The organism is Nocardia sp. 2TAF39 (assembly GCF_052114905.1).
Taxonomy (GTDB): domain Bacteria; phylum Actinomycetota; class Actinomycetes; order Mycobacteriales; family Mycobacteriaceae; genus Nocardia.
Genome location: NZ_JBFRFQ010000007.1, coordinates 39,274 through 55,926, shown reverse-complemented (window position 1 = coordinate 55,926; position 16,653 = coordinate 39,274). Strand labels below are relative to the sequence as shown.

Below are 16,653 nucleotides of genomic sequence, written 5' to 3'. Positions count from 1 at the left end.
CCGTCAGTCGACATCGTCGTCACGCAGCTCGTTGACGCGCAGCAGCCCGTCGCGGTCGCGCTGTTCGCGATATGCGGTGCGGCCGATGAGATGGGCGATCACCGGGGCGGTGAGCAGGGTGAACACGCCGACCAGCGCCAGCGTCCAGACGTTGCCGTGTCCACGCAGCTGGATCGAGGCCCCCGCAAGCACCAGAATCAGCCCGATCACCTGAGGTTTGGTGGCGGCATGCATCCGGGTCAGCGTGTCGGGGAAGCGCACGATCCCGATCGCGGCGGTCAGCGCGAGCGTCGAGCCGGACAGGATCAGGATGCCTGCGAGCACGTGCCAGAGGTTCATGTGTCGTCACGCACCCGGAAGCGGGAAACGGCGGCCGAGCCGAGGAACCCGACCAGTGCCAGCGCGACGATCGCGGGAACTACGGCGGTGTCGACGCTGTAGGCCGCCCACACGGCCAGTCCGGAGGCGGCGGTGGCCATCAGCGAGTCGATGCCGACTACCCGGTCCAGAGTGCTCGGTCCTGCTACGACGCGGTAGATGGTGATCACGGCAGCCGCCGCCAGCAGGACGGCGGAGACGATGGCGACAATGGTCACGGGGTCACCTCCGGAGGTGATGTCGGTCGGGCAGAAAGCCGGCCGGTCGGGCGCTCGAGCGCGTTGACCAGCAGTCGTTCCAGGCGGCGGGTGGTGCGATAGAACTTGTCCACGGCCACGTCGCTGCCGACGTCGAGGACATGGACGTAGACGACACAGCGTCTGCGGTCGATTTCCAGCACCATGGTGCCGGGGATCAGGTTGAGCACGTCGGTGCAGAGCACGAGCACGAGATCCGATCTCGTGCTCAGATACACCCGCAGCACCCCGGACACCGGCGGCGGGGCTGGGCGGATCGCGAACCAGGCCACCTGGAGACTCGACTCCAGCGCGTAGTACGCGCTGATCACGACCACTTCGACGAGCGGAAGCGGATTCAGCCGCCCGGACACCGGCACCCTGGGAAGTGGCAGCGCCACCATGATCAGCGCACCGACCACCACCCCGGCCAGGAGGTTCGCCACGCTGAGATCGCCCCACAGCGTGACGTAGACCACGGTGAGCCAGGCCAGGATACCGATCCGCACGATGGTTTCACGCCGCCCACCGCGTGGCTGCCCGGTGCTCATCGCAACGCTCCAGGGTCGTCCGGCGAATCACCGAGCACCGCGCCGATGTATACGCCGGGGTCGCGCAGATCGACCGCGGCTCGGTCGGCGATATCGAGGATCGGACCGGCCAGCACCGTGAGGCTCAGACCGACCGCGACCAGCGCCGCGGTGGACACCACCATCAGCAGCGGCATCCGGCCGGGGTCGGTCCGCTCGTCGTACCGCACGTCGGTCGAATCCTCGATCAGTGTGGGCGGTTTCGCCGCGGTGAGGTGTCCTTCGGGTGCCTCCGAGCGCGGGCGCCAGAACGCCTTGCTCCACACCCGTGCGATGGCATAGAGCGTGAGCAGGCTGGTGAGCACGGAACCGCCGACCAATACCCAGGCCAGCGCGCTGCCCTGCTCGGCCCCGGCTTGCAGCAGCGCGACCTTGCCGATGAACCCCGAGAACGGCGGAATACCACCGAGATTCAGCGCGGGAACCAGAAACAGCACGGCGAGCAGCGGGCTCGCCGCCGCAAGCCCGCCCAGTCTGCGCAGCGAGGTCGATCCGGCCTGCCGCTCGATCAGGCCGACCACCAGGAACAGCGATGTCTGCACCAGAATGTGGTGCGCCACATAGAACACCGCGCCCGACAGCCCGGCCGTATTGGCGAGCCCGACCCCGAACACCATGTATCCAATGTGGCTGACCAGCGTGAACGACAGCAGACGGCGGATGTCGCTCTGCGCGATCGCACCGAGGATGCCGACCAGCATGGTGAGCAGGCCGCACACCAGCAGCACCGAGTCGAAGCCGCCGTCGGGAAACAGCAGCGAGTGTGTCCGGATGATCGCGTACACACCGACTTTGGTGAGCAGACCGGCGAACACCGCGGTGACCGGAGCGGGGGCGGTCGGATAGGAGTCGGGCAGCCAGTTGGACAGTGGGAAGACCGCCGCCTTGATGCCGAACGCCACCAGCAGCACCGCGTAGATCGCTGTGCGCGTGCCCTCCGGGACCGCGCCGATCCGGACGGCGAGCTGGGCGAGATTCAGCGTTCCGGTGGCCGCGTAGGCCAGTCCGATACCGGTCAGGAAGATCAGCGACGAGACCGTCGAGACCATCACGTACGACACGCCCGCGCGGATGCGTTCCGCCGTCGCACCGACGGTGAGCAGCACGAACGAGGCAGCGAGCAGAATCTCGAAGCCGACGAACAGGTTGAACAGATCACCGGCCAGGAAGGCCATCGAAACGCCCGCCGTCAGCACCAGATACGTGGGCCGGTAGATGGAGGTCGGCTGCCGCACGCCGCCGTCGCGGATGTTCTGGCCCGCGCCGTACAGTGCGACCGACAGCAGCACGATGGACGAGACGAGCAGCATCGCGGCGGAGAGCCGATCCACCACCAGCGTGATGCCGATCGGAGCCTCCCAGTTGCCGACCTGCAGCGCGGTGGTGCCGTCCCGGTCGGCGAGAAACAGCAGCAGAGCGCAGATCACGACCACGCAGGCGAGCGCGCCGAGACTGACCGCGCTCTGGGTGCGTGGCCTGCGCCCGAAGACGAGCGTGGCTGCGGCGCCGAGCAGCGGGACGAGTACTGGAAGCGGCGCGAGGATCGGCAGCAGATCGGGGGAGAGGCTCACTTTTCCGGGTCCTCTGCGTCGCGTCGTCGGGCGACGTCCACGTCCTCCTGGTCGTTGGCCACGTCTTCGGTGGTGGTGAGTATGTAGGAGCGGTAGGCCAGCGCGAGCACGAACGCCGCGATGCCCATGGTGATCACGATCGCGGTGAGCACCATGGCCTGAGCCAGCGGATCGGCCATCTCTTGGTGCGCGGCGTCGGCATCGTCCCGAATGGGTGGCTTGCCGTCGGCGCCGCCCGCGGTGAGGATCAGCAGGTTCACCGCGTTACCGAACAGGATCAACCCGAGCAGCATCTTCGACACGGCGCGTTCCAAGATCAGATACACCCCGCAGGCGACCAGGATGCCGATCACAGCCAGCAGCGTCAGATTCGCACTCACTTGCCGGGACCCCCCTTCGCCGAGGTCGGCTCGGCCTCGTCCAGCTCGCTGTCCAGCCGCGCACCGAGGCTACGCAGCACGTCGAGGACCAGGCCGACGACGATGAGATAGACGCCGAGGTCGAAGAACAGGGCGGTGACCAGCTTGACGTGACCGAGCACCGGCAGCGTCAGCTCGACGATCGCCGAGGACAGCGGCGGTGCTCCGAGCAGTAGCGACGAGACGGCGGTTCCTGCGGCCAAGGACAGGCCCGCGCCGAGGATGTGCCCGGCGTCGACAGGTAGCGCCTCGCCCAGTTCATAGCGCCCGCCTGCGAGATACCGCAGCGTCAGCGCCAGGCCTGCGGTGAGCCCGCCCGCGAAACCGCCGCCGGGCGCGTTGTGGCCGGAGAAGAAGAAGTAGACCGACAGGACCATGATGGTCGGGAAGACGAGCCGGGTGGTGATCTGCAGGACCATCGAGCGTTCGGCCCGGTCGACCAGCCGCCCCGCGGGTAGCCAGCTCACCAGATCCGGGTCGTAGTCGGGGGAATCCGTCGCGCGCGGCGCGGTGCCGAAACGCTTGCTGCGGAACACCAGCGATGCCACCCCGGTCGCGGCGACGACCAGCACCGAGATCTCGCCGAGCGTGTCCCAGGCACGGAGGTCGACCAGCAGCACGTTGACCGCGTTCTTGCCGCCGCCGAATCGGTATGCGGCATCGGGGATCCGGTGCCAGATGGGTTCAGCGGTGCGCGCGGCGACGGCGAACGCAGCGAGCACCGCGACCACTGTGCCGACCACCGTGGCCAGAATGGCCCGGTGGTGCACCTTGAACGCGGCCGTCCTGCTCTCCTCGATCGTCGCGGGGAAGGCGCGCAGCACCAGCACGAAGATCACCAGAGTCAGTGTCTCCACGAGGAATTGGGTCAGCGCCAGGTCGGGTGCGCCGTGCAGCGCGAAGATCACGCCGCACCCGTAGCCGGTGACCCCGACGACCAGCACGCTCGCCAGCCGATTGCGGAACACCGTCGCTGCGATCGCCGTCGCCGCCATGATCGCGCCGATAACCACCTGCAGCGGTGAATCCCACAGGCGCAGAGCGACTTCGGTGCGGCTGCCGAGCGCGAGCAGCACGCTCGGCAGGATGATCAGGGTGACGAGAATCGTCGCCTGGCTCAGCGGCAGCGAGCCGCGCTGCACGGCGCCGGTCATCCGCAGCGACAGCCGGTCCATCGCACGCAGCGTGGCGTCGTAGGCTCGGTCGGCATTGCCCAAACGCGGGTGCGCCGATTCCACGAGGCGGTCGCGCAGCCGGTACAGCAGGATGCCCGCGGCGATGATCAGGACCGTCAGCGCCAGCGGAACGCCAAATCCGTGCCACAGTGCTAGACGCGAAACCAACGGTCCAGCAAGCGTTTCGGCGTACGGGGCGAACGCTCTGTCCAGCCGGGACGCCATGAGTCCCGCCGCGAGACCCGCGACGGCCAGGATCGCGGGCGGCCCGAGAAACAGCGCGCCCGGTGGGTGCCAGCCGATGCGGCCGTCGGCGGTGGTGCTCGTGGCATCCGGCTGCTCGCTCGGGTGGTGGGCGACCGGAGTGATGCCCGGGGCGGGTTCTCCCGCGACCTGCTTGTCCGCGAAGGCACCCCACACGAACCGAACGCTGTAGCCTACCGTCAGCATCGAACCGAGCACCACCCCAACGGCTACCGCGACGCGGGCCGCTCCGGTGAGCACGTCCGCGTCCAGGACGGCGCTCAGCGCGCTCTCCTTGCCGACGAAGCCGAGCAGCGGCGGAATACCGGCCATGCTGAGCGTGGCGAGGATAGCGGTGCCGCACAGCACCGGGGCTCGGCGCCCCAGTCCGGACAGTCGCCGCAGATCGCGGGTGCCCGCACCGTGATCGATGATCCCGACCACCATGAACAGACACCCCTTGAACAGCGCGTGCGCGACGATCATCGTCACCCCGGCCAGCGCTGCGCCCGGCGTGCCCATCCCGACCAGCACGATCAGAAACCCGAGCTGGCTCACGGTGCCGAACGCCAGCACCAGCTTCAGGTCGACGACCTGCAGGGACCGCAGGCCGGCGAGCAGCATCGACACCAAGCCGAGGCTGAGCACCAGCGGATGCCACACCGGGTTCGCTGCGAACGCCGGCGCGAGCCGGGCGACCAGGTACACGCCGGCCTTCACCATCGCCGCGGCATGCAGGTACGCGCTCACCGGCGTCGGCGCGGCCATCGCGCCCGGCAACCAGAAATGCAGTGGCACCACCGCGGATTTGCTCAGCGCGCCGACCAGCAGCAGCGCCACGGCGATATTCACGGCGACACCGCTCGGTGGGCGCGCCCCGGCCAGCAGATCCGAGAGCAGGTAGCTGTCGTTCGCCTCGCCCAGAATGATGATGCCGACCAGCATCGCCAGCCCGCCCGCGGCGGTCACCAGCAGGGCCTGGATCGCGGCCCTGCGGCTGGCCGCCTGTTCGGCGTTGTGGCCGACCAGCAGGAACGACAGTATCGTCGTCGCTTCCCAGAAGACGAAGAGCAGCAGCATGTTGTCGCTGGTGACCAGCCCGAACATGGCGCAGGCGAAGCCGACCAGCTCGGCGGCGAACACCCCGAGCCTGGGCTCGTCGTCCTCGAAGTACCTGGCGCAGTAGACCAGGATCAGCGTGCCGATGCCGAGTATCAGCGCGCACATCACGGCGGCGAGCGAGTCGAAGCGCAGATCGATGTTCATCGCGATGCTCGGCGCCCACGCCAGCCGAACGTGCTGTGGGTCAAACCAATTCGCGGCCACCCAGCCCAGACAGCCGAGCGGGACCAACGCGAGCACGTAGAAAGCGTTGCGCCCCAGTGCCCGTACCCACAGCGGCGCCACCACGGCGGTCGCGGCAAGAGCGAGCAAAATAGCGAGCAAACTGCACTCCGTCGAGTAGGGGCGGCGGGGTGTTCGGCACAATCCTACGTGGAGGCTGGTTATTTTCGCTGGACGGGTGGGTATGGCATCAGTCATCCCGCTTCCATTGGAGCTATATGTCCGCTACCGGTTCGCTCTCTGGTTGGCCTTTTTCGAGCCGCTTGGTGCGGGGTCTCAGCCGGCGCAGCACGGCGAGCCCGACCGCGCAACCGATGACGATGGCAAGTGCAGCCCATCCTGGTGTCGCGTCATGGACCGGCACGTCGTGGTCGACCTTGTACGGCAGCACCGAGGCGACCGAGGGAAGATAGAGCGCGGCAATCGCCAGCACGCCGCTCGGCGCATAGTGCGGGCGTGCGGTTCCGCAGCAGTAGCCCGCGGTCAACGCGATGACGACACTGATCGTCGCGGCGCCGACTCGGCTGGCCGCCGTCGAGGTGACCAGCGCGAAGACCGCGATACCCACGACGAACAGGATGGCGATGGCCGCCGAGGGCAGCCGGGCGCCGAGGGCGACGCCCAGAGCGGTCAGCGCGATGAGGATGCACACAACCCACTTCGGCTGGACCGCGTAGCCCACCGCGTCGACGGCGGTGGTGAGGCTCACGGCCAGATACACGCCGACACCGTCCCGGCCGGGCAGCAGCATGGCTGCGGCGGTCGCGGCGACGAGCGTCGCGGCGATCGTGATCCCGATCTCGACCACGTGGCGCTCGTCGGGCATCTTGCTGTACTGGCGGCCCAGCCATTCGGTGCCTGCCAGCACGACCGGCGCAAGCACCATTGCCGCAATGATCGGGGTCACCGGCAGCTCGATCGCCATCCGCGGCGTCTTCGGCTCCTCGGTCCGCGACCAGTTGCGCAGGGTGCTGAACACCAGCAGAGCGACGGTCGCTCCGATCAACCAGCGCGGTGGGCTCTCCAGCACCGCGTACGGATCGGTGTCGATGGCGAGTAGCTCCGCGAGATCGTCGAAGAAGGAGAATCCGACGGCGCCCACCGCGAACGCCGCGGCGGGCAGCGGTCTGCGCAGCACCACGGCACCCAGCGCGCCCAGCAGCACCGCGGCACACACCGAGTCGACGTAGTCGACTGTGGTCAGGATGTCCGCCGAGGATGCACTGCGTCCGGCGACGTGATTGATCAGCTGACCTACTGCGCCGGCCAGTGCCGTCGCCCACCCCGTCACCGGGCGTGTGGTGGTGGTGACCAGCACGGACACCGTGACGGCGATGATCACGGCCAGCGCCGCGCCGCGCGCCCCGCTGTTCATCAGGCCGGAAATCCGCTGCTGCGTCGTCGGAGTCGGCGCGGTGAAGGCGACGGGCAGGAACAGCGTGATGCCCGCGACCGCGGCTCCGATGAAGGCCGTTGCCGCGTCGACCGCCTCGCCGATCCCGCGCACGGTTGTCGAAGATACCTGCGTTCATCGCGCAAAACTCATGATTGCCAACTATTCGCTGATATAAGTCGAGAGGGCGAAAATCCCGGGAATTGCCCGATTACCAGAAGTTGTCCAAAGGTCGGCTATAGATAACGGCCTTCGCTGCCTGCCGCCTCGCCGCGCGTCTCCGCGTAGCGGCGCAGCGAATCGATCTGGAGCGGGTCGAGCGAGGGCCGCACCGCCGCCTTTGCGGCCGCCACGTCAGCCGCGGTGACGTCGGCGGCGTCCATGTCCCGCCGCATCGCGGCGAGCGCGGACTCGCGCAGCAGGGCGGTGCAGTCGGCGGCCGAGTAGCCGTCCAGTTCGCGGGCGAGCGCGGCGAGGTCGACGTCATCGGCCAGCGGCACCGCGCGGCCCGCCGTGCACAGGATCTCGTGCCGCGCGGCCGCGTCCGGCGGTGGCACGAAGACCAGCCTTTCCAGCCTGCCCGGACGCAGCAACGCCGGGTCGATCAGCTCCGGCCGGTTGGTCGCGCCGAGCACCACCACGTCGCGCAGCGGCTCCACACCGTCGAGTTCGGTGAGCAGTGCGGCTACCACCCGGTCGCCGACGCCGGAGTCGGCGCTCTGGCCGCGGCGCGGAGCAAGGGCGTCCACCTCGTCCAGGAAGATCAGCGACGGCGCGGAATCGCGGGCGCGCTGGAACAATTCGCGCACCGCCCGCTCAGACGAGCCGACCCACTTGTCCAGCAGTTCGGCGCCCTTCACCGAGTGCACGCTGAGCTGGCCGCTGCCCGCCAGCGCGCGCACCAGGAAGGTTTTGCCGCAGCCGGGCGGGCCATAGAGCAGCACGCCGCGCGGCGGGTCGATGCCGAGGCGGGCGAACGAATCCGGATGGCGCAGCGGCCACAACACCGATTCGGTGAGCGCCTGCTTGGTCTCCACCATGTCGCCGACGTCGTCGAGCGCGAGACTGCCGATGGCGAGTTCCTCCATGCCCGAACGCGACAGCGGCCGGATCACCTCGAGCGCGCCGAGGAGATCCGGCTGGGTGAGCTGTGGGTCGCCATGGTCCTTGCTCGCCCGCGACGCCGCGCGCAGCGCCGCCTCCCGGCACAGCGCGGCAAGATCGGATGCCACGAAACCTGGTGTGCGCGAAACGATCTCGTCGAGTTTCAACTCCCCGATCGGCACCCGGCGCAGCAGTTGCTCGAGCAGTACCTTGCGCACGGCAGYCGTCGGCAGCGGCAGCGTGAGCTCGCGGTCGCAGAGGTCGGGCGCCCGCAGCCGCGCATCGATGCCGGCCGGGTGCGCGGTGGTCGCCAGGAATGCGACGGACGGCTCGTTGACCGCTGCGCGCAGCTGGTCGAGGATGAGGGTAGCCACCGGCTCGGCGTCCGCGGGTAGCAACGCGTCGATGTCGGTGATGAGCAGGATGCCACCCTGGCCGGAGCTGACGTCGGCCACCCCCTGGGCGACTTCGCGCAGACGAGCGCCGCTCTCGGCCGCGCCGATGGTGGGGCCGTCCAACTCGACGATGCGGCGCGGCGCTGTCACGGCGCGCGCCAGCGTGGCTTTGCCGACGCCCGCGGGTCCGGTGATCAGCACACCGAGATGCGGTGTCGCACCCAGCGTTCGCAACAGTTCGGGTTCATCCAGAGCGAGGCTGAGCCATTCGGCGAGCTTCGCGGCATGCCCGCGTACACCCGCCAAATCCTCGACCGTGATGCTCGGTGTGTCCCTGGTCGGCGCGTGTCTGCCCGCCGGTGCGCCATTCGTTCCCGCGGCCGTCGCGAACGCGGCAGCCTCGGTGGCCCCGCGCGAGGACTCACCCGCCGGAATCGGCGTTCCGGCCAGGGCCAAGTCGGCGGCGGTCCGTGCGGCGACCACGCCCGCGCCCCAGACGACCGCGGTGTTCGGCTGCACGCTCACCGGTCCCCGCGGATCGGTGGCGGTGACGGTGAGAAGCTCGGTGGTCCACGCGATGCCGAAGGTGCGTGAGAGCGCCTGGGTGGCCGCCGAGGAGCTGATGTCGGGGCCGAGGTCGCGTGGAAGCAGGGAGACCGCGTCACCCACCGTGACGACCTTGCCGAGCAGCGCCTGGCGCAGTGTCACGGCCGGAATGGTGCGGGTGGCGTGCACTGAACCGCTCAGGGAGATCTGTTTGGCGCCGCACACAGTCGCCGGGGCGACCACCACCGTCGCGTCCTCGCGCAGTCCGGCGTTCGACAGCGTCACGTCGTCGAGCAGTGCGATCCCAGCGGGCGTTCCCTTCGGCGCGACACCGGCCACCGCGGCTGTGTGCCGCGACCCCACCAGCGCGATACCGTCCCACTCGCGCAGTCCGAGCGCGGTGAGCGCCTCGGAATGCAGCCGCACCACCCCACGTCGGGCGTCGGCCGCGGAGGGATTCAGTCGAGCGGTCAGTGCGAGTTCTGCCACTGTGCCATTCTGCCGCGTGAGACCGCGCTCAGTCACCGGACCGCGTTATCGATACGACTTGTCGATGCTGAGTTTCGGCGGAAGTGCGCCGGAGCTGGCGCGAAAATTGTCAGTCGTGTCGGAAGCCCCGCCCTCCGGTGGGGCAGGACGTCACTTCTGCACGATTCCGGCGGCTACCGCGACCGATGTGTCCGCCACGCTCGGCGACAGGCAGACCAGCTTGGCGGTGCCGAGGGCGACATTCGGGCTGCCCTCGAACGGGCTGCCCGGGTTCTCCGCGAGGATCTGCTCGATCAGCGTCTTCTCGCCCTCGCTGTCCAGTTTCTTGTATTCGCCGCAGGTGGTGCTCGACGCGGGGCCGAGCGAGGAATCGTTCTGCTTCGCCGTGGTAGTCGGCGTGCCCGCTTCGGCGCTCGGCGCCGTGGTCCCGGCAGCGCCGGTCGTTGGCGTGGCGGGGATGGTGGTGCTGGTGCTCGGCGAGTCTTTGCGCGGCCCGTTCGCGGTGGGCTCGTCCTGCCCGCCGCAACCTACCAGCAGGAAACCCACCGTCCCGACGGCCAGGACGATGGCGGAAGTTCGCTTCATACCGTGCTTTCCCGGGTGGATCGAGGTGCCGGAGCCTCCGGCGCGTTCGGTGCAGCGTACCGGGTCGGTCCGGATCAGTGGATGCGTGCCTGCCAGTCCGCGGGAACCCGGTCGCGGGGGCCTGGCACGCCTTGATCCGCCGGGTGGCTGTGCGGCGGGGACAATTCCGGTCCGCCACCGTACATTTCTTCGGTTTGGAAGTTGTAGTACCAGTTCTCGCCCGGCTCGAAGCTCTGGATGAACGGGTGGCCGGTGTCTTTCGCGTGCTTGGTGGCATGCTGCGCGGGCGAGGTGTCACAGCAGCCGACGTGCCCGCACTGGGCGCAGCGGCGTAGGTGGACCCACCATCCCCGGTTCGCTTCGCATTCCAGGCAACCGGGCCCGCTGGGCGGCGCCGCGGGATCGATGCCCTCGAGCTGCTCTGTCATCACTGCCCTCCTGCGTTCGATTCCGGTTCGGCCTGATTCTCCTCGGGCCGGTTCAGCGGCAGCCAGACGGTGAACCTGGTGTCGCCCGGCTCGGAGTCCACCCGAATGTCGCCATTGTGCTTGTTGACCACGATCCGGAACGATATGTCCAGGCCGAGCCCGGTGCCCTCGCCCATCGGCTTGGTCGTGAAGAACGGTTCGAAGATCCGGCCGCGCGCCTCCGGCGGGATGCCCGGCCCGGTGTCGCCGATCTCGACGACGGCGCAATCGTTCTCGTGCCTGGTGCGGATGGTCAAGGTGCCGTTTCCATTCATCGCGTACACCGCGTTGTCGATCAGATTGGTCCACACCTGGTTCAGTTCGGCTGCGTAGCAGGGCACTTGCGGCAGCGTCCGGTCGTACTCCTTGACCACCTGCACGTCGTCGCCGATCTTGCGGCTGAGCATGACCAGCGTGCTGTCCAGCAGCTCGTGGATGTCGACCACTTGGAACGGCGCCCGGTCCATCTGCGAGTACTGCTTGGCCGCGTCGACCAGCGAGGAGATGCGCGTGGTCGAGTCGCCGATCTCGTTCATCAGCAGCTCGGTCTCGATGGTGTAGTTCAGCCAGCGGATCGCGCCCTGGAAGACCTGCTCCGGAGCGCCCTCCAAAGTGGCCGCCACGCGCTCGAGCCAGTCCGCGTCGAACCCGGCCTGGACGAAGTTCGGCGCGAGATTCCAGCCGTCGAGGATGCCGTGTTCCTCGAGCCATTCGCCCAGCACGTCCTCGCGGTCTGCGGCCTCCATCGGCGTGAGCTCCGGCGCCTTCGCGACCTGGGCGGCGGCCTCCTCCTGCAGACGCACGAGAGGGCCGAGGGATTCCGGATCGAACTTGCCGTCGGCCATCATCGCCAGCTTGTGCCGCATTCCCGCGACCCGCTCCCGCAGACCCGCGGTGGCGCGGACCGCGGCGGCGGCCGGGTTGTTCAGCTCGTGGGTGAGGCCCGCCGAGAGTGACCCCAGCGCAAGCAGTCGTTCGCGCTCGCCGATACGCGCGTTGGTGTTCCGGCTACCGAAGAACACGCCCTCCAGCAGGTGCACTGCCATCGGGAACCATTCGTGCATCATCCGGGCGAAGATGTCCGCGTCGAGCACGTAGAACCGTGACGGCCTCGTCACATACATCGAGCTGTTGTACTTCTGCTCGACCTTGTCGCCGATGTAGGACATCCAGGCGCCGGAGTAGGCGCCGTGGTGCTCGGTGCGGACCAGCTCGATCTCCGCGCCGCCGGACTGCTTGGTGAGCACCACCTCGCCGTCCATCAGCACGTAGAAGCAGGTGGCCGGTTCGCCCTCACGGAAGACCAGCCCCGGCTCGATGGTCTCGACCCGGCCGTCGGCGCACAGCCATTCCAGCTGCTCGTCGGTCAGCTTCTCGAACAGGAACAGGGCGCGCAGTTCGGCGGGGTCGCAGACAACTCGGCTACTGCGATCCGCGGTCTGATTCGAAGTCATTGCCACCCTCCTGATCACGCGAGGTACCGGTGTACGAGCATGACGGCCATCGCGCCCTCACCGACCGCGGAGGCGACGCGCTTGGCCGATTCGGCGTGTACGTCGCCCGCCACGAACACGCCGGGCACGTTTGTTTCCAGATGGTGGGGCGGGCGGGGTAATTCCCAGCCCGCCGGGCGCCCGCCGTCGACGAGCAGGTCCGGGCCCGCGAGCACGTAGCCCGCGTTGTCGCGCGTGACCACGCCCTCGAGCCAGTCGGTCTGCGGCGCGGCGCCGATGAACAGGAACAGCCGCTCCGCCTCGGCCTTCTCCTCGGCGCCGGTCTTGTTGTTACGCAGCACGATCAGCCGCAGATGGTCGTCTCCGTCGGCGGCGGTCACTTCGGTGTCGGTGTGCACCGCGATATTCGGTATCTGCGTGATCTGCTGCACCAAGTAATGCGACATGGACTTCTCCAACGAGTCGGCCCGGACCACCAGGTGCACGGTGCGCGCTTTGTGGGAAAGGAACACCGCTGCCTGGCCGGCCGAGTTCGCGCCGCCCACGATGTAGACGTCGTGGCCGGCGCACTCGGAGGCCTCGGTCATGGCCGAGCCGTAGTAGACACCGCGTCCGGTGAAATCGTCGACGCCGGGCGCCGGGTGGTGGCGGTAGTCGACGCCGGTGGCGATGATCACGGTGTGCGCGCACAGCGTGCCACCGTCGGCGAACCGCACGGTGCGCGCGGACCCGTTCACCTCCAGCCCGACCACCTCACGGGTGGTGATCACCTCGGCGCCGAACTTCGCGGCCTGGCGACGCGCCCGGTCGGCCAGCTGCGCGCCGGACAGGCCGTCGGGGAAGCCGAGGTAGTTCTCGATGCGTGAGCTCTGTCCGGCCTGTCCACCGGTCGCGGTCCGCTCGACCAGCACGGTGCGCAGACCCTCGGACGCGCCGTACACCGCAGCGCCCAGCCCGGCGGGGCCGCCGCCGACCACGATCAGGTCGTAGAACTCGCCTGCGGGATTGACGGTGAGGCCCACGTTCTCGGCCAGCTCGCCATCGGTGGGTTGCACCAGCGTCTCGCCGGCCGCGGTGATCACCACCGGACAGCGCTCGGGATCGGCCCCCGCCGCCTCCAGCAGCCGCGCGCCCTCGGGCTCGTCGGCCAGGTACCAGCGGTAGGGCAGCTGGTTGCGGGCCAGGAACTCGCGCACCTGCGACGAGCGCGGCGACCAGCGGTTGCCGACCACCTTGGTCTCGGTCACCGGCCGGTGCTCGCTGCTGCGCCAGGCGTCCAGCAGACCGTCCAGCACCGGGTAGAGCTTCTCCTCTGGCGGGTCCCACGGCTTGAGCAGGTAATGGTCCAGGTCGACCACGTTGATCGCGTCGATCGCCGCGTTGGTGTCGGCGTAGGCGGTCAGCAATACGCGGCGCGCGTACGGGTGCAGGTCCATTGCCTGTTCCAGGAATTCGATGCCGTCCATGCCGGGCATCCGATAGTCGGCGATCAATACCGCGACCGGCTGTCCGCGCAGTTTCATCTCCCGAAGCGCGTCGAGCGCCTGCGCGCCCGATTCCGCGCGCAGAATCCGGTAATCGGCGCCGTAACGGCGGCGCAGATCGCGTACGACCGCCCGAGAAACGCCTGGATCGTCATCGACGCTCAGGATGGCCGGTTTCGGAGCAGCGGGAGAAGTCACTTGTTGAGTATGGAGCCTCGGCGCTCGGTCTGTCGTGGTCGTTCGCTGAGGGCTCAGAATCGATGGTGCAGGACCAGATCGAGTTCGGTCGGAGTGAGCAGTCGCTCCAGTAGTTCTTCCTGGGCAGCCGTACGGGTGCTGCGGAGCGAAGACGACGTGCCTCGGGCGGTTTGCCCGTCCTCGGGTTCGATAGCGGGAAGCAGCGGAACCTGGTCCGCGTGCCGACGATGTAAGAGGGAGCGCAGTTTCACGGCCGATCACCTCACGTTGGGACGCCGAAAAGTTGGAGGCAGTGTCTGATGCTTCATCTATCAGCGATTGTGCGCCGACCATTACACCGCCGGTGCGCAACAAGCAGAAATGTGATGCAACTGTCTTCGCGATCAAGAAGCAACTGTCTTCCCGATTAAAATGTGTGCGACTCGTCGAACGCGCTCGGACGGACATCCGTCGGTCCGCCGCATGTATCCCGGAGGCAGCGTTGCCGAAAAATCTCGAAGCCACCATTGATATCTCCGCGCCGCCGGAGCGAGTGTGGGCGGTGGTCTCCGACCTCGAGCGGATGCCCGAGTTCAGCCCGCAGTGCGTCCGCATGGTGGCGCTCGGCGCGCCCCAGGCAGGCACCTGGACGATCAACCTGAATCGCGACGGCAAGAAGTACTGGCCGACCACCGCCCGCATCGTGCGCTACGAGCCGAACCATGCCTTCGCCTTCCGGATCAACGAGAACCGCAGCATCTGGAGCTACATACTGGAGCCGACCGAGAGCGGCACCCGGCTGATCGAAAGGCGGGACGTGCCCAACGGCACCACCTGGTTTTCTCGCACGGCGATCAACGCGGCGCTCGGTGGCGAGCACCTCTTCGAGGAGGCGCTGGTGCGCGGCATGAACGAGACGCTCGGCAAGATCAAGAATGCCGTCGAGGCGCGCGCATAGTCACACCCATCACAAATTGGCCACGCCAGGGCACGCGCCTTCGCCGACGCAGAGGCGCGTGCCGCGGGATATGCGGCGCCGAACCCTACTGCCAGGTCGGCAGGATCACGACCTGCGCCGCATAGGACAGACCCGCGCCGAACGCGATGAGCAGCGCCCGGTCGCCCGGCTTCGACTCGCCCTTGCGCAGCAGCGCCTCCATGGCGAGCGGAATGGAGGCGGCCGAGGTGTTGCCCGCCTCCTCGATGTCGTTGGCCAGCGCGCAGTCCTTGGGCAGCTTCAGCACCCTCGCCATGATCTCGATGATGCGGCCGTTGGCCTGGTGCGGGATCATCGCGTCCAGGTCTTCGGTGGACAGTCCGGCGCGGTCGATCGCGTCGCGGCACACCTTCTCCAATGAGTGCGCGGCCCAACGGAATACCGCCGTGCCCTCCATGGTCAGGTAAGGCCGCACCGCGTCGAGGCCCTTTTCATCGATCTCGTGGAAGTACTCCATCCAGTCTTTGTCCTGCCGGATCGCGTGGTGCTGGGTGCCGTCCGAGCCCCATACCGTCGGGCCGATGCCCTGCTCGTCGGAGGGGCCGACGATCACCGCGCCCGCGCCGTCGGCGAACAGGAAGGCGGTGGAGCGGTCGGTCGGATTGATCGTGTTCGTCAGCTTCTCTACGCCGACCACCAGCACATGCGCGGCGGTACCGGCCCGGACCAGATCCGAGGCCAGCGCGAGCGAGTGGCAGAAGCCCGCGCACCCCGCCGAGATGTCGAAGGCCGCGGCGCCGTTCATGCCGAGCTCGGTGGCGATCTGCGGGGCCGCGGCCGGCGTCAGCAAGAGATGCGTCGATGTAGCAACGATCACGCAATCGACTTGGTCGACCGCTATACCCGATGATTCCAGTGCTCCGCGGGCGGCCGCGACGCTCATGCTGTGTAGCGTCTCCGATTCGTCGGCGAAGCGCCGGGTCTTGATCCCCGACCTGGTCCGAATCCACTCATCGCTCGAGCCGATCGGACCCGCCACCTCGTCGTTGGTGACCACTCGAGCAGGGCGGTATACGCCGAGCCCGAGGATCGCCGTGTGCGCTGCCCCGGTGGTCTGGGCGATTCGAGCAGCCATCTGCGTCTCCTATGTACCTGCGGCGGCGCCGCCGGGTTGTCCCCGAAGCATCGAAATCGGTCCCTCATCCGCCATGGCCTGCGAGGGCGTAGACATGAGGCCTCCTCATATTAGCCCGATAGTCGCTCGTCTGGCGCGCGTATTCTCACAATCGGCGGGTATCCCCTCGAAGCACGCCGATGCACTTTGCGGCGTGGACCCAACTAGTGATTCGAGGACACCATGCTCGGACTCGGGATTATCGGATGGATCATCATCGGCGGTCTTGCCGGATGGATAGCCAGCAAGATCATGAAGACGGACGCCCAGCAGGGCATCCTCCTCAATATCCTTGTCGGCGTCGTCGGTGGCCTACTCGGCGGGTTCCTCCTGAAGGTGCTTGGCGTCGACGTCGAGGGCGGCGGCCTCTGGTTCAGCTTCTTCACTTGCCTCGGCGGCGCGGTGATTCTGTTGTTCCTGGTGAAGCTGGTGACCGGGCGTAGAGTCAGGTCCTGAGGGCCGGTGCCACAGGTTCCTTTCCCGTAAGGTGTG

Annotated in this window: 16 protein-coding genes; 2 read left to right on the top strand and 14 right to left on the bottom strand. The window is 68.1% G+C overall.

All coding sequences use genetic code 11. From position 1 onward, the window contains the following. Window positions 1-3: 3 nt before the first annotated feature. From mnhG to AB4Z47_RS06400, 13 genes are all read right to left on the bottom strand, one after another. Window positions 4-339 carry a monovalent cation/H(+) antiporter subunit G gene (mnhG, locus tag AB4Z47_RS06460; RefSeq protein ID WP_441948650.1) on the bottom strand — a complete coding sequence of 112 codons (336 nt, stop codon included), beginning with the start codon at window positions 337-339 and terminating at the stop codon, window positions 4-6. Continuing rightward, window positions 336-596, bottom strand: coding sequence for a monovalent cation/H+ antiporter complex subunit F (locus AB4Z47_RS06455; RefSeq protein WP_441948648.1), 261 nt, complete (start codon window positions 594-596; stop codon window positions 336-338). Before AB4Z47_RS06455 ends, mnhG begins: the two co-directional genes overlap by 4 nt. Beyond that, complete coding sequence (locus AB4Z47_RS06450; protein WP_441948646.1) at window positions 593-1,165, bottom strand: Na+/H+ antiporter subunit E; 573 nt, start codon at window positions 1,163-1,165, stop codon at window positions 593-595. The genes AB4Z47_RS06455 and AB4Z47_RS06450 overlap by 4 nt, the downstream gene beginning before the upstream one ends. Continuing rightward, on the bottom strand, window positions 1,162-2,775 hold the full coding sequence (locus AB4Z47_RS06445) for a Na+/H+ antiporter subunit D (RefSeq protein ID WP_441948644.1): 1,614 nt from the start codon (window positions 2,773-2,775) through the stop codon (window positions 1,162-1,164). The genes AB4Z47_RS06450 and AB4Z47_RS06445 overlap by 4 nt, the downstream gene beginning before the upstream one ends. Then, window positions 2,772-3,155, bottom strand: coding sequence for a Na(+)/H(+) antiporter subunit C (locus AB4Z47_RS06440; RefSeq protein WP_441948643.1), 384 nt, complete (start codon window positions 3,153-3,155; stop codon window positions 2,772-2,774). Before AB4Z47_RS06440 ends, AB4Z47_RS06445 begins: the two co-directional genes overlap by 4 nt. Then, the gene (locus AB4Z47_RS06435; protein WP_441948641.1) at window positions 3,152-6,058 is read right to left on the bottom strand and encodes a Na+/H+ antiporter subunit A; all 2,907 of its coding nucleotides are present in this window, start codon (window positions 6,056-6,058) and stop codon (window positions 3,152-3,154) included. The genes AB4Z47_RS06440 and AB4Z47_RS06435 overlap by 4 nt, the downstream gene beginning before the upstream one ends. A 112-nt stretch (window positions 6,059-6,170) precedes the next feature. Further along, window positions 6,171-7,463 (bottom strand): hypothetical protein, encoded by a 1,293-nt coding sequence (locus AB4Z47_RS06430; RefSeq protein ID WP_441948639.1) that lies wholly within the window; start codon window positions 7,461-7,463, stop codon window positions 6,171-6,173. Window positions 7,464-7,585: 122 nt separating this feature from the next. Further along, the gene (locus AB4Z47_RS06425; protein ID WP_441948637.1) at window positions 7,586-9,883 is read right to left on the bottom strand and encodes an AAA family ATPase; all 2,298 of its coding nucleotides are present in this window, start codon (window positions 9,881-9,883) and stop codon (window positions 7,586-7,588) included. A gap of 150 nt (window positions 9,884-10,033) precedes the next feature. After that, window positions 10,034-10,468, bottom strand: a complete 435-nt coding sequence (locus AB4Z47_RS06420) for a hypothetical protein (protein ID WP_441948636.1) — start codon at window positions 10,466-10,468, stop codon at window positions 10,034-10,036. Between the two features lie 74 nt (window positions 10,469-10,542). Continuing rightward, the gene (locus tag AB4Z47_RS06415) at window positions 10,543-10,896 is read right to left on the bottom strand and encodes a UBP-type zinc finger domain-containing protein (protein WP_441948634.1); all 354 of its coding nucleotides are present in this window, start codon (window positions 10,894-10,896) and stop codon (window positions 10,543-10,545) included. Beyond that, on the bottom strand, window positions 10,896-12,389 hold the full coding sequence (locus AB4Z47_RS06410; RefSeq protein ID WP_441948632.1) for an ATP-binding protein: 1,494 nt from the start codon (window positions 12,387-12,389) through the stop codon (window positions 10,896-10,898). The genes AB4Z47_RS06415 and AB4Z47_RS06410 overlap by 1 nt, the downstream gene beginning before the upstream one ends. Before the next feature lie 14 nt (window positions 12,390-12,403). Next, the gene (locus AB4Z47_RS06405) at window positions 12,404-14,071 is read right to left on the bottom strand and encodes an FAD-dependent oxidoreductase (RefSeq protein WP_441948630.1); all 1,668 of its coding nucleotides are present in this window, start codon (window positions 14,069-14,071) and stop codon (window positions 12,404-12,406) included. 53 nt (window positions 14,072-14,124) lie between these two features. Then, window positions 14,125-14,322 carry a hypothetical protein gene (locus AB4Z47_RS06400; protein ID WP_441948629.1) on the bottom strand — a complete coding sequence of 66 codons (198 nt, stop codon included), beginning with the start codon at window positions 14,320-14,322 and terminating at the stop codon, window positions 14,125-14,127. A 230-nt stretch (window positions 14,323-14,552) separates the two neighbouring features. Between AB4Z47_RS06400 and AB4Z47_RS06395 the strand changes: the two genes are divergently transcribed. Continuing rightward, window positions 14,553-15,008, top strand: coding sequence for an SRPBCC family protein (locus tag AB4Z47_RS06395; protein WP_441948627.1), 456 nt, complete (start codon window positions 14,553-14,555; stop codon window positions 15,006-15,008). Between the two features lie 85 nt (window positions 15,009-15,093). On the opposite strand, the gene AB4Z47_RS06390 is transcribed toward AB4Z47_RS06395, so the two are convergent. After that, complete coding sequence (locus AB4Z47_RS06390; protein WP_441948625.1) at window positions 15,094-16,122, bottom strand: beta-ketoacyl-ACP synthase III; 1,029 nt, start codon at window positions 16,120-16,122, stop codon at window positions 15,094-15,096. 222 nt (window positions 16,123-16,344) lie between these two features. On the opposite strand from AB4Z47_RS06390, the gene AB4Z47_RS06385 reads away from it, so the two are divergent. Then, on the top strand, window positions 16,345-16,617 hold the full coding sequence (locus AB4Z47_RS06385; protein ID WP_441948623.1) for a GlsB/YeaQ/YmgE family stress response membrane protein: 273 nt from the start codon (window positions 16,345-16,347) through the stop codon (window positions 16,615-16,617). Window positions 16,618-16,653 lie beyond the last annotated feature (36 nt).